The sequence below is a fragment of the Hyphomicrobium sp. CS1BSMeth3 genome, assembly GCF_900117415.1.
Lineage (GTDB): Bacteria > Pseudomonadota > Alphaproteobacteria > Rhizobiales > Hyphomicrobiaceae.
On record NZ_FPEI01000006.1, the window covers coordinates 504695 to 525172 of the forward strand.

Sequence of the window (20478 nt, forward strand, 5' to 3'; positions counted from 1 at the left end):
ACATGATCAAGCGGCTCGGCGAGAAGAAGGGGCTCTCGCGCGATGATGCCTACATGCTCTGCAGCCTTGCGGCGGATCTGGGCGTCACGCAGCTCGCGAACGGCCACAATGGCGTGCTCGCCATGCTGGAGAAGCGGTATCTGGAGTAGAGCGGCGCGTTAGAGCCTCAGTTTGAATGGCCGCTTCTGGCCCGTAGCAGCCCTCAAACCCTCGACCCGGCGGCTGTGGCTCGGAGGACAGCGCGCTTCGCCACATCTGCAAAAACTTGGGTCGTGGGTGCTGGTCGATGGGCTTTGCTGCTGGTACCTTGCCTATCCTTTACCACTGCAGATTGCTCGAAGCAGACGCGTTTTAGTCACTTGCGGCACGCCCTCTTTGTGTCTCGGTGAACGTGCAATCAACACCAAGCGAGCGCAACATTGAGGCGAGCAGGTAGCTGGGTCGCAGAGGGCAAGGCGACTAAGGTGCAAGTGACCAAGCTATTGTGGAGATACTTATATGATAATGCAAAAAATGCGCGTGCTGGCGCAAAACTTGCTTATTATTGCAACCATAGTCGGAGGGGTGACATTCGCACATACTAATCAAGCAAGGGCTTCCAACTTCCCAAAAAATATAAAATTGAGGCACGGTGACCTCATCTGGGTTGGCGACAAGACTCGTTCTATACCATACAAAGTCGATCTGGAGGTGCTCAAGATAAACAGAGCACTGAAGCCCAACCCTAGTTTTGGCGATCAGGATGCCTGGTCAAAGATGCTGGACTTGAGCCCAACGATCTCGACGCATCTCAAACAGGGCAAACGGAAATCTGACTCATTTGGAGACTGGGTTCTCGATACGCTGCGTTTATCCGTTGGCCATGTTGCTATTGTGAACAAAAAAGGCAACCAGATCTTTGTGGTTGAGGCTGCGAATAAGGATGCGGGGGTTATATCCACCGAGCTGGAAGAATGGGTGTCAGAGTGGTCTGACAATGATGTGTTCTGGGTTGGTCGATTTAAGGGTCTTACGCCCAAAGAGGTTTCGGAAGTGGTCTCAGTGGCCTCAGCGCAAGCCGACCTAAAGAAGCCCTATGATTTGTCGAACTCGGATCTACTCGATGACAAGTCATTTTACTGCAGCAAGCTCATCTGGTACGCGGTGATGAAGGCAGCGGGTAAATCCCTTGACGAGAACAGTCGCTCCAAGCGCACTCTCCCGTTCTCTCCTAAGCAGCTGATCAACAGCTCGATGGTGCAGGTCGTCTACGGCGAACGCTCCCAGTATGGACAGCCCCAAAACTAGTGGAGCCGCGATGCAGCATCTTCCGGATGCTTCGAGTTCCGATCCTTCGACTGCTGTTGGCCCAAGGCCGAATTCAATTGCAGTCGCCTGGGACAGCAGCGCTCACACCTTCCCCTTCCAGGGCACGGCCCAACGTTCGAACGCGCGCATGAGCAGCTCGAAGGCAAAGGCGACGACGCCGATCAGCAGAATGCCGAGGATCACGACATCGGTCCTCAGGAAGTTCGAGGCATTGAACACCATCTTGCCGAGGCCTGCATCGGCCGCGACCATCTCGGCGGCGACGAGCGTCGTCCAGCCGACGCCCATGCCGATGCGCAAGCCGACGAGGATCTCAGGCAGCGCGCCCGGCATGATGATGTGGCGGATGACCTGCGCGCGCGAGGCACCCATGGAGAGCGCGGCCTGGATCTGCTCCTGCGAGACCGAGCGCACGCCGGCGCGGGCCGCGAGCGTAACGGGGGCGAAGATCGCGAGGAACAGCAGGATGATCTTCGATTCCTCGCCAATGCCGAACCACACGATCATCAGCGGCAGATAGGCGAGCGGCGGCAGCGGTCGATAGAATTCGATGGGCGGATCGAAGATGCCGCGCGCTATGCGGCTCGTGCCCATGAGAATGCCGATCGGAATGCCGAGGGCGACGGCGAGCGCGAAGGCGCTGAACACGCGGCCCATGCTCGCGAGGAAATGTCCCCACAGCGTCGCATCGTCGAGGTCGCCGTTCACGGCCTGGATGAAGGCGCTCCAGATGGCTTCGGGTTTGGGCAGGAACAGCCGGCTCACCCAGCCCATATGCGTCGCGATCCACCAGGCGCCGAGCAGCACGGCGATGGTCACGACGTTGATGGCGAGCGTCGAGCCTTCGCCGAGGACGCGGTAGCGGCTCGTGCGGACGCGTCGCGGGGGCGTCGCTGCAACCGATGTAGCTTCGCTCACGGCCATGGTGGTGATCCTCGTCAGTCGCGGCGCTGGATGTCGGCGAGAACCTGCTCGCGCATGGCAATGAAATCCGGGCTCGCCTTCACCGTTCGCGCGTTCTTTGTCCCGATGTAGCGGCGGCCGAAATCGAGGTCGTAGCTCTTCTCGATCTTGCCCGGCCGCGGCGTCATCACGATCAGGCGCGTTGCGAGGAAAATCGCCTCCTCGACGGAATGCGTGATGAAGAACACCATCTTGCCCGTGCGGTGCCACACGTCGAGGATGAGCTCCTGAACCTGCTCGCGCGTCAACGCATCGAGCGCGCCGAGCGGCTCGTCCATGAGCAGCACTTCGGGGTCCGAGGCGAGCGCACGCGCAATGCCGACGCGCTGCTGCATACCGCCCGAAAGCTCGTAGATCATCTTCTCGGCAAAGTCGCCGAGCCCGACGAGCCCGAGCTTTTCGCGCGCGATGGCGTAGCGCTCCTCCTTGGAGACGCCGCGCATCTTGAGGCCGAACGCGACATTGTCGATCACGTTCAGCCAGGGCATGAGCGCGTGCTTCTGGAAGACGACACCGCGATCGGCGCCGGGGCCCTCGACAGGTGCGCCGTCGAGCAGGATCTCGCCATCGGAAGGTGTGAGAAAGCCGGCCATGCAGGAGAGAAGCGTCGTCTTCCCGCAGCCCGAGGCGCCGATCGCGACGACGAAGTCGCCGGCTTTCATGTTGAGGTTCACCCGCGCGAGCGCTTCGACGATCCCGTCGCGGGTGGCATAGCGGACCGAGAGGTCCTTCACATCGAGCGTGGCGTTGGCGGACCGTCGCTCCGCGGCGGGCCGTGTCATCGTCACCATGGAGCCTCTCGGTCTTGCTCTTGCGTGTCTGCGAGCCTTCTTACTTCGCGGCCGCGGCCGCGAACTCGGGGTTCACGAACTTGCCGAAGTCCTTCGGGACCTCCGTGATCCGCTTTTGCTCGAGCAGGAACTGCGCGGTGTTCGCGAGTGCCTTGGCAACGCCGCCATTGGCACCGCCGCCGAGCCACTTGTCGGAGGCCTGCTCGGCTGCCGTCGGGAAGGCGTAGTCGGCGAGCACGGCCGGCACGTCGTCGGGCTTCGCACCGACGACCTTGGCGATCGCGGCGGCATTGTCCGAGCCCTTGGCGTACTTGCCGGGGTTGGCGCGGTAGTCGGCGTCGGCCTGCGCCATGATCTTTACGAAGCCCGTGACGAAGTCCTTGTGCTGGGCCGCCCAGGCGCGGTTGGCGATGATGCCGTCGAAAGTCGGCGCGCCCTGCTTGCCCACGTCCGCCGATGACGTGATGAGCGTGCCGTCGGCCTTTACCTTCGAGAGCACGGGCTCCCAGATGAACGTCGCATCGAGGTCACCGCGCTCCCAGGCGGCGGCGATCTCCGGCGGACGGAGGTTGAGGATCTGGATCTCCTTCGGGTTCACGCCGGCCTTGTTGAGCGCGAACAGAAGCTGATAGTGCGCAGTCGAGACGAAGGGCGTCGCGACCTTCTTGCCCTTGAGGTCGGCGAGCGTCTTGATGCCCGATTTTTTCGAGGCGATGAGCTGCTCGGCATTGTTGATGTCGTCGAGGACCCAGATGACTTGGATATCGATGCCCTGAGCGGCTGCCGCCGTGATCGGGCTCGAACCCGCCTCGCCGAGCGGAACCTGGCCGGACGCCATGGCCTTGATGACGTCGCCGCCGCCGGCGAACTGCTTCCAGGCGATCTTGTAGCCCGTGGCCTTCTCGATTGCGCCTGCCGATTGAGCAACGCGATAGGGCACGATCATGTCCTGATAGGCGATCGTGACTTCCTTGGTCTGGGCGACCGCGGTGCTGGCGGCGACGGCAAGAGCCATCGGAATCGAGAGCAGAAGTCTCGGATTAAGCTTCATTTATGCCTCACTACAGATGCTGAGCATTGATGCTTCGCCGGCCGATCGTACACGCGGAAAATGCGTGCGCCACACGAGCGGATCGACGAATTTCTACAAAGCATATCTCCTCCCCGACGCGGCTCCCCGCAGCCGGACGCAATAATCCTACACGGGCCGCATCGAATTGCCAGCAAATGAGACGAGTCGTTCTGCCGGATGAACCGGCAGTGCGTGCGGCGATCGCAGGATTGTTGGGCGACGTGAGGGAGCGCGTGCAGCTTCCCCGTCTCCCCGCAAGAGCGGGGAGAGGGGACAAGCACCGTTCTCCCAGCAGCCCACGGCCGTGTCTGCTGCGCTCGTGCTCTGGCCGCCGCGGGAAATGTTCGGGCGCGCCTTTGGCGCGACGCACCACAGTGGAACGCGATAGCACCTCTTCCCAGCAGCCCGCGGCAAGAATTAGAACGCGCGCGCCTGCATACCTTCCTGGTAGCGCTTGAGGTACTGCGCGACGAAGTCATAGCCGACATAGCGGCTATAGGCGTCCGCGAGACGCTTGGTGATCGGCCCCCAGACCTGGCCAGCGGGGCCAATGTCGACGCCGTTGATCTTCGTGACGGGGCAGATGCAGAGCGACGTCGAGGTGAGGAACATCTCGTCGGCGACATAGCTGTCGTAGAGATCGATGTCCGCTTCGGCGACGGGAATACCCTCGGCGCGGGCGAGATCGATCACCGTCTGGCGGCTCACGCCAGGCAGCACGAATTTTTCGCGCGGCGTCAGCACTTCGCCGTTGCGCACCGTGAAGATGTTCGAGCCCATGCCCTCGGCGAGATTGCCGTTCGTGTCGAGCAGCACCGCCCAGGCCTCGGGATCGGCGCTCTGCACTTCCTGATTGGCGACGATCATGTTGAGGTAGTTGTGCGTCTTCGCGCGCGGCGTGAGCGACTCCGGTGGCGTGCGCCGGTGCGAGGGCACGATCACGCGAATGCCTTCCTTGAAGAGCTTCGCGCGCTGCACGAGCGGCAGCGGCGAGCATTCAAGAACCACATTCGGTCCGTGATAGTCGAGATTGTCGCCCGGCACTTCCTTCACGCCGCGGCTGATGCGCTGGCCAACCCAGTAGTCGTCGTCAGGCCCGAGCAGGTGGCGATTGCGCTCGAAGAGCTCTTCCGTCAGCGCGACCATGCGCTCGGGGCCGAAGCCCGGGTCGATGCGGAGATACTTGAGCGAGCGGTACAGGCGATCCACATGCTCCTTCACCTTGAAGAGCTTGTGGTGAAAGCTGCGGGTCATGTCGAAGCAGCCATCGCCGTAGACCCAGCTCAGGTCACGGAAAGGAATGCGTACCTCGCTCTCGGGTACGAACGTGCCGTTGAACCACGCGACGCGGACGTTGCTGCGTTCGGCCATGTTGGATGTTTCCCCGTTTCTTCCCTGTGTGCGTAGCTTATCGCGCTTCTGGAATGCTGGCGACAGTATGGCTGTGCGCAATCATCCGGCCAGATCGGGATCCTCGCGATCGTGCACATGACCGATCGCCTCGAGCAGGCGCCGGGAAAGTCGTGCGGGACTGATGATGACCTTGCGATCATGGACGCGGACAATCGCCGCGCCAGGGATATCGAACTCGCCCGCATTCTCGACGAAGAGGACAAAATTGTCCTTGTTGACGGCCCGCACGGCGCCGATGCCTTCCTCTCCCTCGGCGATGAACACCATGTCTCCGGTTTCTACCTGCTCAAGCATGGCAAATCCTTCCGGGAGTTGGCTCGGTCAGACTCTCCTTGTCGATGCGTCGGCCGGCCTCGCGCTTGAGCAAGGCCGACCGTTCATATGTGCGCCGGTGGCGCTAAATCAAAGTCCGCCCATCAGCATGTACTTCAGCTCCACGAAGCCATCGATGCCGTGCGCGGATCCCTCGCGGCCGAGGCCAGACTCCTTCACGCCGCCGAAGGGCGCAACCTCCGTCGAGATGATGCCTTCGTTGATGCCGACCATGCCGTACTCGAGACCTTCGGCGACGCGCCACACGCGGCCGATGTCGCGCGCGTAGAAGTAGCAGGCGAGACCGAACTCGGTGTTGTTGGCCATGGCGATCCCTTCTTCCTCGGTCTTGAACTTGAAGACCGGGGCGACGGGGCCGAACGTCTCCTCGCGTGCGCATTTCATGTCGGACGTGACGCCCGAGAGCACGGTCGGCTCGAAGAATGTGCCGCCGAGCTTGTGGCGCTTGCCGCCGGTGACGATCTTGGCGCCCTTCGAGACGGCGTCGGCAATGTGCTCCTCGACCTTCTCGATGGCCGCCTTGTTGATGAGCGGGCCCTGCAGAACGCCGCTCTCGGTGCCGTCGCCGACTTTCATGGCGGAGGCGGCCTTGGCGAGCTTCGCGACGAACTCGTCGTACACGCCTTCCTGCACGAGCAGGCGGTTGGCGCACACGCACGTCTGGCCGGCATTGCGGTACTTCGAGGCCATGGCGCCTTCGATGGCCTTGTCGATGTCGGCGTCGTCGAACACGAGGAAGGGGGCGTTGCCGCCGAGCTCCAGCTCGACCTTCTTGATGGTCGAGGCCGACTGCTCCATGAGCACCTTGCCGATCTCCGTCGAGCCGGTGAACGTGATGCCGCGCACTTTCGGGCTCGTCGTCAGCTCCTTGCCGATCTCGGCGGACTTGCCGGTGATGACGTTGAACACGCCCGGCGGGATGCCGGCCTGACGCGCGAGCTCAGCCAGTGCGAGCGCGGTGAGCGGCGTCTCGGTGGCCGGCTTGACGACGACCGTGCAGCCGGCGGCGAGTGCCGGCGAAACCTTGCGCGTGATCATCGCGTGCGGGAAGTTCCACGGCGTGATCGCGCCGATGACGCCGAGCGGCTGCTTGATGACGATGATGCGGCTGCCCTGCTTGAAGCTCGGGATCGTCTCGCCGTAGATGCGCTTGGCTTCCTCGGCATAGAACTCGGTGAACGAGGCGCCGTAGATGATCTCGCCACGCGCTTCGGGGAGCGGCTTGCCCTGCTCGCTGGTCAGAAGCAGCGCCAGCTCGTCGGCGTGGGCGACCTGCAGGTCGAACCACTTGCGCAGGATCGCCGCGCGCTCCTTGGCGAGCAACTGGCTCCAGGGCTTGAAGGCCTTCTCGGCGGCGTCGATAGCCTGCTTGGTCTCGGCGGTGCCGAGGCGCGGCACCTTGGCGATTTCCTCGCCCGTGGCGGGGTTCGTGACGGGGATCTCGGGCGTGCCGACCCACTTGCCGTCGATGAAGCACTGCGTCTTCAGGAGTGTGATGACTTTCTTGTCCATGGATCCTCCTGGGGATGTTGGTTGGGGATAGGGTGCGCCTGCCGGGGGCCAAATCAGGCCTGGGTGGCGACTTCGAGGGGGATCATAGCGCCTCAGGACGGCGCTGGCCCGTGTTTTTGAGGAGGGCTGCCTGTCACCCGTTGCGGGCGAGGGCCACGATATCGGCGGGCTTGCGGGCGCGCATGAGCATGTCGGTGAGGCGGCCGCGGACCTCGGGCAGGGCCTCGCCGCGGGGGACCAGAATGCGGGTCTCCAGGAAGTGGCCTGTAAGGGCGAAGCCGGCAGCAAGATCGCTCTGCGAAACAGCTCCCTGGCTGCGCCCGCGCAGGAAGGGAGGGAGCGTCAGCAGGCGGTCGCGATAGGGCTCGCCCGCCGAGGCGGAAACGGCGCGGCCGCTCTTCGGCGAAACGTAGATGAGATCGTCGTTGGCGCCGGTGGCAGCGCAGGCCGCGAGATCGAGGCCGAAGCCCAGCTCTTCGAGCAAGGCCAGCTCCCAGCGGACCAGCAGCGCCGGCCAGACCTCCGGCTCGTCGAGATAACCGAGAACGAAGAGGCTGACCTCGTAGAGGCTCGGGTGCGGATCGCGCTCGGGCAGCAGGCGGGCGAGCGTGGTCAGCGTCGCGAGCCCGGCGAGGGGCATGGGGTGGTCCATGACCTCGGCGGCAAAGGCGCGGCGCGTTTCGAGCGCCATATGGCCGAGATGCTCGGCGAGGCGGCCCTTCCAGCTCACTTCGACGTGGTTGCCGGGCTGGAGGATGGGGCGCATCCGCCGCGAGCGCCCGCCGTGGACGAGGCCGAGGTGGCGGCCATGAGCGCGCGTCAGCAGCTCGACGACGCTCGCCGTCTCGCCGTGGGGCCGCACGCCCAGGATGATTCCCTCGTCGGTCCAGTCCATGCGGGGAATATACAGGAGTCGGAGGCCTCAAGGCAGCCGGGTTGCTGTCGGTTCTTGGCTCCGGTTCAGTAAGCAGCAGCCGCGAGGGGTGGCGCCAGCTCGGCCTGCTCATCCAAGGCGCCGCGCACCTCATCGGCCAGGGCGAAAAAACGCTCGCGCACGGCGGCGGCGTGCGGATTGGCCCGCTCGATGGCCTCGTAGACGCCCGGCGCATCGTGGCGGACCATGTTGGTCGCTTGCAGGATGAGGTCGAAGCTGCGCGTGGCCATGCGGCTCGGCAGCGGCTCCATGCGCACGAGCACCTTCGCGATGAGATGCGTGAGGCCCTGCACGACGGCCATCTCGCGATCGTGGACATCGGGCGTCGTGCGGATGACGTCGAGCTCGAGCACACGGCGCAGGAACGCCGCGATGCGCCCGGCCGAGCGTCCGCGCACGGGGCACCAGGCAATGCGATGACCGGCCACGCCGTCCTTGGCACTCTGCGGGCCGAAGAGCGGATGCGTGCCGATGATCTCGACGAACGGCGGCAGCTCCTCGCGCATGATGCGCACGGGCTCGATCTTCACCGAGCCGACGTCGATGACGATCATGCCCGGTTGCAGGTGAGGGCGCAGCGCGCGGATCGTATCAGCGAGCGCGCTGACCGGCACGGCAAGGACGAGCACGTCGGATCGCGCGACCGTGGGCAGGTCGCAGAAGATGACTGGCAATCCTTCCGGATCGCGCGGCTGAAGGTCGAAGGCCAGCACGCGGCAGTGCGGCGCCAAATGCCGGGCAACCAGCGCGCCAAACGCGCCGAAGCCGACAATACCGACAGTGGAGAAGGATTTTCGTTTGAAGGGCATCACGGATCTCCGAGTGGAGCTGCGATGCCGACGTTCGCCATTTGTGATCAACCGCCGGAAACGCAGCGGTTGAGCATGGGAGTGCGGCCGCCGTTATGTGGACGGCGCGTAATACTGGCTGGCGAGATGAGCGTTCGTTCTCATGGGGCGAGCGTATAGGCCGACGTGCCGGCGAATGTCAAACGGAGCTGCGCCGCAGGGTTTGTCGCGCCTTACTGAAAGAGCTTCGCATCCGGATCGGCCCTGCCTTCCGCCCAGGCCTGCACGACCTCCGCCGCGATGACACTGAAGGTGATGCCGTTGCCGCCACAACCGAGCACGGCGAAGCAGTTTGCAAGGTCCGGCGCCGGCGCCATGTAGGGAAGGCCCGTCGGGCTGTCCGCGAAAGCGCCCGCCCAGGCATAGTCGATCTCGAGCCGCCGGCCGGGCAGCAGCGCCTTCACTTTGGCCAATAGGCGCTCGGCTTTCATCGGGGTGGCCTCATCGCGGCGGTCGGGACTGTTGAGCTTGGAGTCCTCGCCGCCGGCCAGGATGCGGTTGTTCCAGGTCGTGCGCACGTAGAGATAGGGATCTGCCGCCTCCCAGATCAGGCAGCGCCCTGGCCAGAAAGCATCCGCAGGCAGCGGCTTGGTCGCGATGGCCCATGTTGAAACGCGTTCGAACTTATCGCGGGGCAGGCCGGGGATCACCGCATAACCCGTCGCAAAGACGGCGCGGCGCGCGGAGATCATCGGGCCGTCGCCCGTTTCGAGATCGACGCCGCGGGGATGCGGGTGCACCTTCTTGACTTCGCGTGGACTGTAGAGGCGCGCTCCGAGGCGCTGTGCCGTTCGCAGGCATTCAGCGGCGAGCTGCGCGGGATTAACCTCGGCAGCGCCGTCGGAGATGATCGCGCCGGTTCGATCGATGCCGTAGGCCGACGCAACTTCAGCGCTGGTCAGAAAGGTCGAGGGGAGGCCGATGCGCGCGCGGTGCGCGGCCTCATCCTGCAAGGCGCGCCAGCCGCGCTCGTTGCCGGCGAGATAGAGCGCCCGGCGCTCCTTCCATCCACACTTCAGGTGATGGCGCTCGATGATCGCACCGAGCGTGCGCACTGCAGCGAACGAGCGAAGGTAGGCGCGACGCGCCGCCGCTGCGCCCTTCCGATCCGCAAGTTCGACAAGGGGCGTGTCCAGCTCGAACTGGATCATCGCCGTGCTGGCGAGCGTGCTACCGCGACAAGGCTCGCCCCGGTCGACGATGACGACATCGTGCCCATGCTCGGCGAGGCTCAGCGCGACCAGCGCTCCGCTGATGCCGGCGCCGACGACAGCGACGTCGCACGTTTCCTGTGTCAGGCGCGTGCGATACCTGACATCGATGCGTGGCGTGTCGAGCCACAGGGGCCTGCCGCCACGCAGATCTTTCTTCGGCGTCGGCACGTCGACCTGCTCGAGGAAATGCGGAACGGGGCGTGTTCCGCCCATGCAGAACGCACGAGCCTGTGGCCGGTTTCCCGGAGCACAGACGGGCCTCAGCCCTTTCGTAGGGTCTCGAAAAGGAACCACACGCGCCGCTCGCCCTCGTCGATCCAGTTCTCGATGAGGCTCGTGGTCGCCACGTCTCCCGCTTCGTCGGTGAGATCGTGCAATTCGCGCAGCGAGTCGACGAGCTGCTTGTTGTCGTCGCGCAGCTCGGCGAGCATGTCGTCCGGCGCGACGAAGTCGGCGTCGTTGTCGAGAATGCGCTGCTGGCGTGAGATCTGCCCGATCGAGCGCAGCGTCGTGCCGCCGATCTTGCGCACGCGCTCGGCCATATCGTCGGTCATGGCGAAAATCTGCTCGGACTGCTCGTCGAGCAGAAGGTGATAGTCGCGGAAATGCGGCCCGGACATGTGCCAATGGAAGTTCTTCGTCTTGAGATAGAGGGCAAACACATCCGCGAGCGCCGTCGTCATGGCGGCAGAAATGTCCTTGACGGCGTTCGAGGAGAGGCTTGTCGGGGTCTTCAGTGCTGACTGCCGAATCTCGGTTGCGGATCTTTTTGACATAACTGGTCTCACTCAGAGATGTGGGGGGCGCATCGATGTCAGATCATCTGGGCGCGTCGAGGCGGCAATTAAAGGCGGGGCGAAGTCCCGCTTCCGGCCTCTCGAACAAAGGAACGTGATCTGTTCTCAATCGGTTCCCGCGGCGGGCGGAATGATGTCGCTGTTGCCCGGTTCGTCTTGGATCTGTCGAATTCGGTGCCTAGACCAAACCGACCTGTTCCTGGGGAGCCCCTGATGCCGCGCACGGTTCTGTTGCTCACGACCCTGGTGACCAGCCTCTTGTTTGCCGCACCGGCCATGGCCGAGAAGCGCGTGGCGCTCGTGATCGGCAACGGGGCCTACGTGAAAAGCTCCGCCCTCGCCAATCCGGTCAATGATGCAACCGAGATGGCCAAGGCGCTCGCCGAGGCGGGCTTCGAGGTCATTGCCGGTCTCGATTTGGACAAGCGGACATTCGACATCAAGGTGCGCGATTTCGCACGCGCGCTCGGAGATGCGGATGTGGCGCTCTTCTACTACGCGGGCCACGCCCTGCAGGTGTCGGGCAGGAACTATCTGGTTCCGGTCGATGCCTCCATGGAGCGCGAGCGGGACCTCGATTTCGAGACTGTCGGCGTCGACTTCGTTCTTCGGCAAATGGAGATCGACCGCGAGAACAAGACCAATCTCGTGTTTCTCGATTCCTGCCGCGACAATCCGCTGGCGCGCAATCTCGCGCGCTCCATGGGGACGCGATCGGCAAGCGTGAGCCAGGGCCTCGCACAGGTTCAGACAGGCGTCGGTACGTTCATCGCCTATTCGACGCAACCCGGAAATGTCGCCCTCGATGGCTCGGGTACGAATTCGCCGTTCACGGCCGCGCTGGTCAAGGGCATGCGGGCCTCCGAGCGCAATCTGACCTCGGTCATGGTGGAGGTGCGCAAGGATGTGCTGGCGGCGACAGGTGGCCGGCAGGTGCCTTGGGATCACTCATCGCTGACAGGGGATTTCTTCTTCCAGCGCGTCGCGGCGCCAGGTGCGCTCGTGCAACCCGGCGTGCCGGCCGCGAGCGATGTGCAGAAGCGGCTGGAGGACCTCGAGCGGGAGCTTCAGCGCAAGACCGACCAGACCGGCAAGGTCGTCGAGCTGGCGCAGGCCAAGGAGCGGCTGCGGCAGCTCATGGAGGCCAACCAGGATGACCAGCGGCGCATATTCGATGTTCAGCGTGATCATCGGCGCAGCGGCTCGGACAGCTTCCAGGACATCAGCCGCCTGCAGATCGCTATGGTCCGGCGGAGTCAGGAAATCTCGAAGCTGCGTCCGCGCATTGCCGAGCTCGAGGCCGAGCTTGGGTTGCCGTCGAGCGCGGCAGCGAGCAAATAGCCGCGGCCCGTATGCAACCGGCAGCGGACCGATGTAGTTTTGAAGCTGATGCTGCGTATGACCCGTTTGTCGCTATTCAGCCTCGTCGTCATGAGCCTGGCCGGTGCTTTCGGGGGCGCTACCTCCGTGCGCGCGAGTGATCAGGAGCGCCCGCTCGTCGAGACGATATGCCCCTTGATGGAAAAGGAGGCGCAGCTCAACGGCATCTCGCCGGCTCTCTTCGTGCGCCTCATCTGGCGTGAGAGCGGTTTCCGGCCGAATGTCGTGAGCCACAAGGGCGCGCAGGGAATTGCCCAGTTCATGCCGGGGACGGCCAAAGAGCGTGGGCTCGAGAATCCTTTTGATCCGGCGCTGGCCATCCCGCACTCCGCGCGGCTTCTCGCGGATCTCATGAAAGAGTTCGGAAATTTCGGCCTTGCGGCTGCGGCCTACAATGCGGGCCCGGATCGCGTGCGCGGCTGGCTCGAGGGGAGCCGCACGCTGCCGGCCGAGACGCGGACTTACGTGCAGTTCATCACCGGCCATGCCGCGGAGCGCTGGAAGGAGGCGGGCGGCACGCCTGCCGAGCCGACGGCAATGACCTCCGCGGAGCTGCAGGACTCCTGCCGCAAGCGCGCGCCCGCACTGGTTCAGGTCGCACTCGCCGGGAAGCCGAAGATGCAAGCCGCACGGCGGCCCTGGGGCGTGCAGCTTGGTGCGGGCCCTTCTGAAGCCAAGGTGGCCGGCCTGTTCAACACGCTGAAGCGCCAGCATGCCAAAGTGCTCGCGGATGCCGAGCCCATGTACGTGCCCGCGCGGATCGTGGGCCGAGGGGCGCAGGCCATGGTCGCGTTACGCGTCGGCGCCGACACGCGCGACGATGCTCTGAAGCTCTGCGTGCGCTTGCGAAGCAGCGGCGGCGTCTGCACCGTGCAGAAGAATTGAAGCGGCGCACCCGCCCGGGGGGGAGCGCGGCGCGCCGCTCTGGCCGAGCACCTGATCGGCCAACCTTGATGCGAGCCTCCGGCATCGGCCGACCATCGATGAGATCGGCGACCACGAGGAGCTCAGGGCGTCTCGAAGCCTTTGGCCGAGAGGGCCTGCTTGAATGCGGTCGACGTGAGAAATGCGATGAGCGCCTTGGCAGCGTCGCCGTTCTTGCTGCTGGCCGGAATTCCGAGCGTGTAGACCGTGTAGTTCTGGATATCGGCCGGCAGCGGGACGGCAGCAAGCCCAGGCGTGACAGCCACATCGCTCACCAGCCCGATGCCGACCTCGTTCTCGCCCTTGCCCACGGCCTGGGCAACCTGCGTGCCGGACGGATACAGCTTGGTCTTCGCCTTGACGCCGTCCGCAAGTCCGAGGCGCTGCATCAGGCCTGCCGCGTAGACGCCGACCGGACCGCCGCCGGCTGGATCGCCGAGTGCGATCGACTTCGCCGAGAGCATGGTGCGCTTGAAGCCGTCGACCGAGGCGAGATCGGGCTTGGCGGCGCTCGCGTGGTAGAAAACGCCGTAGCCGACCTTGGCGAGCTCGGCGCGGCTGCCGGCGACGAGCTTGCTCTCCTTCTGCAGCCGCTCGTTCTGGCCCGACGTGACGACCACGAGATCGACGGCGTCGCCTTTCATGACGCGATCCATGTTCGCGCCGAGCGTGCCGTACTCGATCGTGACCTTGTGCCCCGAAGATTTCTCGAATTGCGGCATCATTTCCGTAAACAGCGCGCGCATCGCCGATCCGCCGAGCATCTTGATCTCAGCGGCCATCGTCTGGACCGGCATCAGCGCGAGCGCGAGGCCCGTGAGAGCGCCGGTCAATCCCGTAGCAAGCGAACGTCCGAACATGGCATCCCTCCAAGTGAACTAAGTTGTCTATTGGGTCAGGGGTCGTCATCAATTGCGGCGTCGCAGCTCTGGTTGCCGGCCGCCCTGCGAATGAAATCCAGTTGTCTTCGACGTGCTTCGCTCGAATGCGGCTGCTGACCGCCGGAGACGGCGTGCTGCCGCCGTGCCCGCGTGCAGGTGCGCGGGCTCAGTGGGACTTGATGTTGGCCGCCCTGAGGATTGGCCACCACTTGTCGATCTCGGCCTTCTGGAACGTGGCGAGCGCGGCCGGTGTCTGCTGCTCGGGGGAGGGTACGTCCTGGCCGAGCTCGGCGAACTTCCTTTGGAGATCGGCGCTCGCGAGCGCCTTCACGACAGCGGCGTTGAGCTTGGCGATGATCTCGGGTGGCGTTGCCTTGGGCACCCACAGACCGTGCCAGACGGAAATGTAGAAGCCGGGCAGGCCCGCCTCATCGACCGTCGGGATGTCAGGCGCGGCCGCCAGCCGTGCCTTGGCGGTCACCGCATAAGCCTTGATGCTGCCGGCGCGGACATTGGGGAGTGAGTTCGACGACTGGTCGAACATCACGTCGACGTGGCCTCCGATAAGATCCTGCATGGCCGGGCCGCCGCCGCGGTAGGGCACGAAGGAAAGCGGAATGCCCGTGGTGTTCTGGAAGAAAAGGCCGCTCACGTGGCCCGCCGAGCCGACCCCGGCCGTGCCGACGGTCGCCTTGTTCGCTTTCAGCCAGGCAACGAGCTCGCCGAGGCTTGCAGCCGGCACGGCGGCCTTGGAAACAATGAGCTGCGGGCTGCTCGGCAGCAGGACGACAGGTGCGAGGTCGCCCACGAGATCATAATTGAGCGTGTAGATTGCGCCGTTCAGAACATGCGTGTTCCAGTTTCCCACGCTGACGGTGTAGCCGTCCGGTGCTGCCCGAACCACCCGCCCGACACCGATGCTGCCACCGGCGCCGGCGACATTTTCAATGATCACGGACTGGCCCAAGGCTTCCGATATCGGCTCGCTTAGTCTCCGGGCGAGCACATCTGCCGGACCGCCGGCGGCGAACGGGACGACAAGCGTGATGGGTCTCGTCGGATAGCTCTGTGCGTCAGCAGGTGTAGACAAAAGAAAGGCCGCGAACGCCGCCGTGAGAAGCTGCTTCTGCATGCCCTTCCTCCAGGATCATGTAGCGCTTCATGCGTTACGGGCTTGATTGTGTCGGTCCTCGATGGGAAAAAATACGGGCGCAATTGTTTTTTTAGATGATAGGTTTTGTTGCGATGAAGACCCGCTTTCTCGAGAGCTTGGTCGCAGTCGCTGAGTGTGGTTCGATGGCGGGGGCAGCCCGCCGTCTCAATTTGACGCCTGCCGGCGTGAACCAGCAAATCCGTGCTCTCGAGAACGAAATCGGCACCCGCCTCCTCGTCCGCTCCGGTCGGGCCGTACGGCCGACGCCGGCGGCGGCGTCAATCCTCGACCGGGCTCGATCTGTGCTCGGAGAGGTGCGGGACATGAAGTCGATCGCCGCGAGCGGCGAGCTTTCGGGCGAGCTTCGGCTCGGCGTGATGCAGACGACGCTCTCGGGCATGTTTCCGGACATGCTCATTCCGTTCATGAAGGCGCATCCGCGGATCGAGGTGCGCATCCTTCGCGACAACTCGGCAGGGCTCTATCCGAAAGTCATGAACGGCGAGATCGATGTCGCCGTGACCAGCGAGCCGCCGTTCACCGTGCCGAAGACGCACGAGTGGCGCGTCCTGCGCGTGGAGCCTTTTGTCGTTCTGACGCCGGTATCCATGCAGTGCCGCGATGCGCACACCGTGCTGGCGAAGGAGCCGTTCATCCGGCTGGATCGCAGGGTCTACGCGAGCCAGCTCATCGAGGTGTACTTGCGCAGACACGGCATCCGGCCCGACGAGCGCTATGAGCTTGATGGCTTCGAGCTGATCGCGGTGATGGTCGATCGCGGGCTCGGTGTCTCGCTGCTGCCCGATTGGGCGCCGCCCTGGCCGGAGGGTTTGGCGCTGCGCAAGCTGCCGCTCCCCGATCCCTCGATGGTGCGGCGGACAGGCCTGCTGTGGGCGCGGGATTCGCTACGCTTGCGGCTCATTCATGCCTTTATGGAGCAGGCGCGCCTGGCTATGTCGAGCAGCCAGGCGACGAGGCCGCCCGCAAGCACGAGTTCGCTTACCGAAGCGGCGCAAGTCACGGCTTCAGGCGATAGCCCGTACGGAAGATCCACCACACGATCGTGAGGCACAGGAGCAGGAACACGAGCGTCATCGTGAGGCTGATGCCCACGCTGACGTCGGAGATCTCGAAGAAGCTCCAGCGAAAGCCGCTGATCAGATAGACCATCGGATTGACGAGCGCGAGGTTCTGCCAGAAGGGCGGCAGCATGTTGATCGAATAGAACGTGCCGCCGAGAAAGCTCAACGGCATGATGATGAGCATGGGAATGACTTGCAGCTTTTCGAAGCCGTCGGCCCACACGCCGATAATGAAGCCGAGCAGGCTGAAGCTCAGGGCCGTCAGCACGAGAAAGGCGAGCATCCATACGGGATGTGCGATGCGCACGGGTACGAACAGGCTCGCCGTCACGAGAATGATGAACCCGAGGATGATCGATTTGGTCGCTGCAGCGCCGACATATCCGAGCACGATCTCGAAAGGCGATATGGGCGCCGAGAGGATCTCGTAGATGGTGCCCGTGAAGCGCGGGAGATAGATGCCGAACGAGGCATTCGATGCGCTCTCCGTGAGGAGCAGCATCATCATGAGACCGGGAACGATGAAGGCGCCGTAGCTCACCCCGTCGATCTCGGGCACGCGCGAGCCGATGGCCGCACCGAACACGATGAAATAGAGCGACGTCGAGAGGACGGGTGCGACGATGCTCTGGAGCAGCGTGCGCCCCCAGCGGGCCATCTCGAAGCGGTAGATCGCGTTGACTGCAGTCAGGTTCATGTCGATTGTCTCACAAGATCGACGAAGATGTCCTCGAGCGAGCTTTGGCGGGTCTCGAGGTCGGTAACCATGAGGCCGGCATCGCGCAGGGTATTGAGCAGGGTCGTGATCCCGGTACGTTCTGCGCGTGCGTCGTATGTGTAGAGAAGTGCGCGGCCTTCATCGGCGAGGCTCAGCGGGTGGTTGGCGAGCACCGCCGGGATCTCCGAAATCGGCGCGCCGAGGCGGATCATGAGCTCCTTCTTGCCGAGCTTGCGCATGAGCTCGGCCTTTTCCTCGACGACGATGATCTCGCCGCCGTTGATGACGCCGATGCGGTCGGCCATCTCCTCGGCTTCCTCGATGTAGTGCGTGGTGAGGATGACGGTGACGCCGGCTTCGCGCATCTCGCGGACCACCTGCCACATGCCGCGCCGAAGCTCGACGTCGACACCGGCGGTCGGCTCGTCGAGGAAGAGGATGCGCGGCTCGTGCGCCAGGGCCTTGGCTATGAGGACGCGCCGCTTCATGCCGCCCGACAGCGTCATGATCTTGGCGTCCTTCTTGTCCCAGAGCGAAAGCTGGCGCAGCACTTTCTCGATGTAGGCGGGGTTCGCCTTGCGACCGTTGATGCCGCGGCTGAAGCTGACGGTCGCCCACACAGTCTCGAACATGTCCGTCGCGAGCTCTTGCGGCACGAGGCCGATGAGAGCGCGCGCGGCGCGATAGTCGCGCAGAATGTCGTGACCGTCGACCGTTACGCTGCCCGACGAGGGGTTCACGAGCCCGCAGATGATATTGATCAGCGTTGTCTTGCCTGCGCCATTGGGCCCGAGAAGCGCAAAGATTTCGCCGCGCCGGATATCCAGGTTGATGCCCTTCAAGGCTCGAAAGCCCGAGGCGTACGTCTTGGCGAGGGCGCTAATGGTGATGATGGAGCTCATGGATCATGCTTGCATGGATTGTGGCGGGAGCGGGCGCTCGTGTGATGATCGAGAAATTCGCCATATCAGGCGGCATCGAGGTGGGCGAACTTACGGATAGGGACACTAGCCCTCGACGATCGCGAGCCGGCCCCGATAGCGGACGATCAGACCGGATATAGGGTGTGAGATCTCGACATGGAAGGCGAAGCGGCCGCCCTCGACGGATTCATAGGCGTCCGATCTTGGTGCGAGCCAGAGAGGGAGCGGTAAGCCGAACAGGCTCCAGCGGCGCAGTACGAGCCGCAGGCATTCATCATCGAGTACCAAGGCCATGGCGAACGTCAGCGGGCCGAAGCGCTCGCAGAGCAGCGAGTCCGAGCGGCCCTGGCCGGCGAACTGCTCGCTCGAGAAGGTTTTGCCCCCGAACGTCCGCGTCCAGGTCTCAGTCCCGCCACACTCTCGGAATTCGACGCGGACGGGCACGCTTTCGGCGGCACTAGGAAATCCGATGATCGCGGCAGCAATGCGCGACAGCAGGCCAGTGCCGCGCTCGACGCTCGCGTTTCCCTTAGCAATGCGTGTGCCGGCAAGGTCGTGCATCTGCCGAATCGGCTCGGGGAGTGCCGGCCATGCAGGGCCGAGCAGTCGGGCATAGAGCGGCCCCTTCTCGACCGCGAGATCGTCGCGAAGCCCCGTGTAGATCGTTTTGCGCTCGAACAGCCTTTCGTAGTCGTCGAGCTCGAGTTCGCGCACTGCAGCGCGCGCGCCCGGTGTCGGCACGTGACCATCGAGCACTCGGCGAACGATCGCTTCCACGGCCATGGAGGGAATGAGCGGGCCGTCCGCGCCCTCGGCAAGCAGATGCCAGGATCGCTCGAGCGGCGTGCCATCGGCGGCAGCACCCTGTACGGCGACGAACATGCCACCGCGATGCTCGCCCCAGCGGAGATGGTTCATCGCGATGTGCATCAGCGGCGCGAGAAAGGAAAGTGAGGGCAGCACACGCAGGCGCACGAGCCACGCCCATGCAACCAGAGCCCGATGCAGAAGCTCCGGGACGGGCCCGGCGCCCATCCATATGGTGCGCGCTTGCGGCCACAAGTTGGCGAGCGCGACGAGGTCCGGCACATCAACGAGCGAGAAGAGCGTGTTGCGCAATGGCAGCCGCCCACCCGGCGCGATCGTGAAGCGCATATGCTCGGTAAAGGGATGGTCGGTCGTGATCCTGCCGTCCTTCTTGATCGACACAGGCTGCCCCGCATAGCTCGCAATGGCGCGGATCACGTTCTCGCCGACGCCGGCATAGGGCGATGGCGCGATGCCGCCGTGAATCGTGTCGATACGCGCCATGCCGGACGAAAGTCGCCGCACGACGGCCGCCGTCAGTACGGGAAAGCTCGAGACGCCGGTGAGGACCCATACGCCTTCCATGCGCGCGGCGTCGTCGAAGTCATTGACGCCGGCGACGAAGGCCGATCCGTCTGCGAGATCCAGGTAGTGCACTTTGCGCGCGATGCAGGCCTCGATGAGGCGATAGCGGTCCGCGCCATAGGCCTGGAAGGGGCCGCTGGCATCGATGAGCACGTCGGGCTTCAGGGCTTCGAGCTGCACGGCGAGATTGCCATCCCGGTCGAAGAAGGTCGGTGCGAGGTTCGCCTTCGCTTTCTCGCGGCCGCGGCAATAGGCGGCGGCCTTCTCCATTGAGCGCCCGGCGATGATCAGGCTGAGGCGCGGCTCATCCTCGAGCAGCTCGACAATGCGCCCGCCGAACGTGCCATAGCCACCGACGAGCAGGATTGTGAGTGAGGAGCTCATGCAATGAAGCGGTCGGCCTCCGATGCATCGGGCATATAGCAGACCGAGCGGCTGCCGAACCAGCGAAGGCGATTGAGGGCAATGAAATCATAGAGCGGATCGCGCACGGCGCGGGGTATGATACGCGCTGCGGCACTGAGCGACCACGGGAAGCCGAGTTTGCTGAAGATCTGCAAGGCCGCCTCCGATCGTATCGAGGCGCGGCCTTCGTCCAGCAGGATGAAGGTCTCGTAGGTCTCGGGATCGAGGCCGAAATGAGCATAGAGCGCGGTGCCGATCGGCTTCTGCGCCGCAAGCAGGCGAAAGCGGCGGTTCTTGTCCACGCGCATGATGAATTGAGCAAAGCGCGAGCAGAGCACGCATTTGCCGTCGAAGATGATGATGGGGCGGTCGTCCGGAAAGGGCGGCACGGCGGGATCGCTACGATAGCTGTAGGGCTCACGTGCCATGAATGCG

General features: G+C 64.1%; 21 protein-coding genes. 5 read left to right on the plus strand and 16 right to left on the minus strand.

Annotated elements, in window-relative coordinates; all coding sequences use genetic code 11:
- Positions 1–2 precede the first annotated feature (2 nt).
- Both CS1BSM3_RS28315 and CS1BSM3_RS17400 read left to right on the plus strand, forming a co-directional pair.
- The gene (locus CS1BSM3_RS28315) at positions 3–149 is read left to right on the plus strand and encodes a hypothetical protein (protein WP_174263716.1); all 147 of its coding nucleotides are present in this window, start codon (positions 3–5) and stop codon (positions 147–149) included.
- A 349-nt stretch (positions 150–498) separates the two neighbouring features.
- Entirely contained in the window at positions 499–1287 is a 789-nt protein-coding gene (locus CS1BSM3_RS17400; RefSeq protein ID WP_072389022.1) for a YiiX/YebB-like N1pC/P60 family cysteine hydrolase, read from the plus strand.
- A 102-nt stretch (positions 1288–1389) separates the two neighbouring features.
- Here the strand turns inward: CS1BSM3_RS17400 and CS1BSM3_RS17405 are convergent, their stop codons facing one another.
- The 10 genes from CS1BSM3_RS17405 to CS1BSM3_RS17450 all read right to left on the minus strand — a co-directional run bounded on the left by CS1BSM3_RS17405 (position 1390) and on the right by CS1BSM3_RS17450 (position 11164).
- A complete protein-coding gene (locus tag CS1BSM3_RS17405; protein ID WP_072389024.1) occupies positions 1390–2232 on the minus strand; it encodes an ABC transporter permease subunit in 843 nt (280 codons plus the stop codon).
- A 14-nt stretch (positions 2233–2246) separates the two neighbouring features.
- A complete protein-coding gene (locus tag CS1BSM3_RS17410) occupies positions 2247–3062 on the minus strand; it encodes a taurine ABC transporter ATP-binding protein (protein WP_244540550.1) in 816 nt (271 codons plus the stop codon).
- Between the two features lie 40 nt (positions 3063–3102).
- On the minus strand, positions 3103–4113 hold the full coding sequence (gene tauA, locus CS1BSM3_RS17415; protein ID WP_072389026.1) for a taurine ABC transporter substrate-binding protein: 1011 nt from the start codon (positions 4111–4113) through the stop codon (positions 3103–3105).
- 438 nt (positions 4114–4551) lie between these two features.
- Positions 4552–5505 carry an aminotransferase class IV gene (locus CS1BSM3_RS17420; protein ID WP_072389028.1) on the minus strand — a complete coding sequence of 318 codons (954 nt, stop codon included), beginning with the start codon at positions 5503–5505 and terminating at the stop codon, positions 4552–4554.
- An 81-nt stretch (positions 5506–5586) separates the two neighbouring features.
- Positions 5587–5841, minus strand: coding sequence for a hypothetical protein (locus CS1BSM3_RS17425; RefSeq protein WP_072389030.1), 255 nt, complete (start codon positions 5839–5841; stop codon positions 5587–5589).
- A 108-nt stretch (positions 5842–5949) separates the two neighbouring features.
- Entirely contained in the window at positions 5950–7392 is a 1443-nt protein-coding gene (locus tag CS1BSM3_RS17430; RefSeq protein WP_072389032.1) for an NAD-dependent succinate-semialdehyde dehydrogenase, read from the minus strand.
- Between the two features lie 133 nt (positions 7393–7525).
- Positions 7526–8287, minus strand: coding sequence for a DNA repair protein RecO (recO, locus tag CS1BSM3_RS17435; protein ID WP_072389034.1), 762 nt, complete (start codon positions 8285–8287; stop codon positions 7526–7528).
- Between the two features lie 65 nt (positions 8288–8352).
- Positions 8353–9186 (minus strand): prephenate dehydrogenase, encoded by an 834-nt coding sequence (locus tag CS1BSM3_RS17440; RefSeq protein WP_280174757.1) that lies wholly within the window; start codon positions 9184–9186, stop codon positions 8353–8355.
- Between the two features lie 161 nt (positions 9187–9347).
- Positions 9348–10601 carry an NAD(P)/FAD-dependent oxidoreductase gene (locus CS1BSM3_RS17445; RefSeq protein ID WP_072389035.1) on the minus strand — a complete coding sequence of 418 codons (1254 nt, stop codon included), beginning with the start codon at positions 10599–10601 and terminating at the stop codon, positions 9348–9350.
- 47 nt (positions 10602–10648) lie between these two features.
- Positions 10649–11164, minus strand: coding sequence for a Dps family protein (locus CS1BSM3_RS17450; RefSeq protein WP_072389037.1), 516 nt, complete (start codon positions 11162–11164; stop codon positions 10649–10651).
- A 234-nt stretch (positions 11165–11398) separates the two neighbouring features.
- On the opposite strand from CS1BSM3_RS17450, the gene CS1BSM3_RS17455 reads away from it, so the two are divergent.
- Positions 11399–12526, plus strand: a complete 1128-nt coding sequence (locus tag CS1BSM3_RS17455; protein WP_072389039.1) for a caspase family protein — start codon at positions 11399–11401, stop codon at positions 12524–12526.
- A gap of 57 nt (positions 12527–12583) precedes the next feature.
- Positions 12584–13450 carry a lytic transglycosylase domain-containing protein gene (locus tag CS1BSM3_RS17460; protein WP_072393941.1) on the plus strand — a complete coding sequence of 289 codons (867 nt, stop codon included), beginning with the start codon at positions 12584–12586 and terminating at the stop codon, positions 13448–13450.
- 122 nt (positions 13451–13572) lie between these two features.
- Here CS1BSM3_RS17460 and modA read toward each other — a convergent pair whose 3' ends face one another.
- On the minus strand, positions 13573–14349 hold the full coding sequence (modA, locus tag CS1BSM3_RS17465) for a molybdate ABC transporter substrate-binding protein (RefSeq protein WP_072389041.1): 777 nt from the start codon (positions 14347–14349) through the stop codon (positions 13573–13575).
- A 187-nt stretch (positions 14350–14536) separates the two neighbouring features.
- The gene (locus CS1BSM3_RS17470; RefSeq protein ID WP_072389043.1) at positions 14537–15502 is read right to left on the minus strand and encodes a tripartite tricarboxylate transporter substrate-binding protein; all 966 of its coding nucleotides are present in this window, start codon (positions 15500–15502) and stop codon (positions 14537–14539) included.
- Positions 15503–15615: 113 nt separating this feature from the next.
- Here CS1BSM3_RS17470 and CS1BSM3_RS17475 point away from each other — a divergent pair, with 113 nt between their 5' ends.
- Positions 15616–16590, plus strand: coding sequence for a LysR family transcriptional regulator (locus CS1BSM3_RS17475; RefSeq protein WP_072389045.1), 975 nt, complete (start codon positions 15616–15618; stop codon positions 16588–16590).
- Here the strand turns inward: CS1BSM3_RS17475 and CS1BSM3_RS17480 are convergent.
- From CS1BSM3_RS17480 to CS1BSM3_RS17495, 4 genes are all read right to left on the minus strand, one after another.
- The gene (locus CS1BSM3_RS17480; protein ID WP_072389047.1) at positions 16541–17302 is read right to left on the minus strand and encodes an ABC transporter permease; all 762 of its coding nucleotides are present in this window, start codon (positions 17300–17302) and stop codon (positions 16541–16543) included. The two genes, CS1BSM3_RS17475 and CS1BSM3_RS17480, sit on opposite strands and share 50 nt — an antisense overlap.
- Positions 17299–18225 carry an ABC transporter ATP-binding protein gene (locus tag CS1BSM3_RS17485; protein WP_072389049.1) on the minus strand — a complete coding sequence of 309 codons (927 nt, stop codon included), beginning with the start codon at positions 18223–18225 and terminating at the stop codon, positions 17299–17301. The genes CS1BSM3_RS17480 and CS1BSM3_RS17485 overlap by 4 nt, the downstream gene beginning before the upstream one ends.
- 105 nt (positions 18226–18330) lie before the next feature.
- On the minus strand, positions 18331–20022 hold the full coding sequence (locus CS1BSM3_RS17490) for an SDR family oxidoreductase (protein ID WP_072389051.1): 1692 nt from the start codon (positions 20020–20022) through the stop codon (positions 18331–18333).
- Positions 20019–20471, minus strand: a complete 453-nt coding sequence (locus tag CS1BSM3_RS17495; RefSeq protein ID WP_072389053.1) for a thiol-disulfide oxidoreductase DCC family protein — start codon at positions 20469–20471, stop codon at positions 20019–20021. Before CS1BSM3_RS17495 ends, CS1BSM3_RS17490 begins: the two co-directional genes overlap by 4 nt.
- Positions 20472–20478: the final 7 nt, after the last annotated feature.

Excerpts from the sequence above, each read along its gene's own strand:
- CS1BSM3_RS28315 (WP_174263716.1), top strand. The coding sequence starts at position 3 with ATGATCAAGCGGCTCGGCGAGAAGAAGGGGCTCTCGCGCGATGATGCC.
- CS1BSM3_RS17400 (WP_072389022.1), top strand. The coding sequence starts at position 499 with ATGATAATGCAAAAAATGCGCGTGCTGGCGCAAAACTTGCTTATTATT.
- CS1BSM3_RS17405 (WP_072389024.1), bottom strand. The coding sequence starts at position 2,232 with ATGGCCGTGAGCGAAGCTACATCGGTTGCAGCGACGCCCCCGCGACGC.
- CS1BSM3_RS17410 (WP_244540550.1), bottom strand. The coding sequence starts at position 3,062 with ATGGTGACGATGACACGGCCCGCCGCGGAGCGACGGTCCGCCAACGCC.
- tauA (WP_072389026.1), bottom strand. The coding sequence starts at position 4,113 with ATGAAGCTTAATCCGAGACTTCTGCTCTCGATTCCGATGGCTCTTGCC.
- CS1BSM3_RS17420 (WP_072389028.1), bottom strand. The coding sequence starts at position 5,505 with ATGGCCGAACGCAGCAACGTCCGCGTCGCGTGGTTCAACGGCACGTTC.
- CS1BSM3_RS17425 (WP_072389030.1), bottom strand. The coding sequence starts at position 5,841 with ATGCTTGAGCAGGTAGAAACCGGAGACATGGTGTTCATCGCCGAGGGA.
- CS1BSM3_RS17430 (WP_072389032.1), bottom strand. The coding sequence starts at position 7,392 with ATGGACAAGAAAGTCATCACACTCCTGAAGACGCAGTGCTTCATCGAC.
- recO (WP_072389034.1), bottom strand. The coding sequence starts at position 8,287 with ATGGACTGGACCGACGAGGGAATCATCCTGGGCGTGCGGCCCCACGGC.
- CS1BSM3_RS17445 (WP_072389035.1), bottom strand. The coding sequence starts at position 10,601 with ATGGGCGGAACACGCCCCGTTCCGCATTTCCTCGAGCAGGTCGACGTG.
- CS1BSM3_RS17450 (WP_072389037.1), bottom strand. The coding sequence starts at position 11,164 with ATGTCAAAAAGATCCGCAACCGAGATTCGGCAGTCAGCACTGAAGACC.
- CS1BSM3_RS17455 (WP_072389039.1), top strand. The coding sequence starts at position 11,399 with ATGCCGCGCACGGTTCTGTTGCTCACGACCCTGGTGACCAGCCTCTTG.
- CS1BSM3_RS17460 (WP_072393941.1), top strand. The coding sequence starts at position 12,584 with ATGACCCGTTTGTCGCTATTCAGCCTCGTCGTCATGAGCCTGGCCGGT.
- modA (WP_072389041.1), bottom strand. The coding sequence starts at position 14,349 with ATGTTCGGACGTTCGCTTGCTACGGGATTGACCGGCGCTCTCACGGGC.
- CS1BSM3_RS17470 (WP_072389043.1), bottom strand. The coding sequence starts at position 15,502 with ATGCAGAAGCAGCTTCTCACGGCGGCGTTCGCGGCCTTTCTTTTGTCT.
- CS1BSM3_RS17475 (WP_072389045.1), top strand. The coding sequence starts at position 15,616 with ATGAAGACCCGCTTTCTCGAGAGCTTGGTCGCAGTCGCTGAGTGTGGT.
- CS1BSM3_RS17480 (WP_072389047.1), bottom strand. The coding sequence starts at position 17,302 with ATGAACCTGACTGCAGTCAACGCGATCTACCGCTTCGAGATGGCCCGC.
- CS1BSM3_RS17485 (WP_072389049.1), bottom strand. The coding sequence starts at position 18,225 with ATGAGCTCCATCATCACCATTAGCGCCCTCGCCAAGACGTACGCCTCG.
- CS1BSM3_RS17490 (WP_072389051.1), bottom strand. The coding sequence starts at position 20,022 with ATGAGCTCCTCACTCACAATCCTGCTCGTCGGTGGCTATGGCACGTTC.
- CS1BSM3_RS17495 (WP_072389053.1), bottom strand. The coding sequence starts at position 20,471 with ATGGCACGTGAGCCCTACAGCTATCGTAGCGATCCCGCCGTGCCGCCC.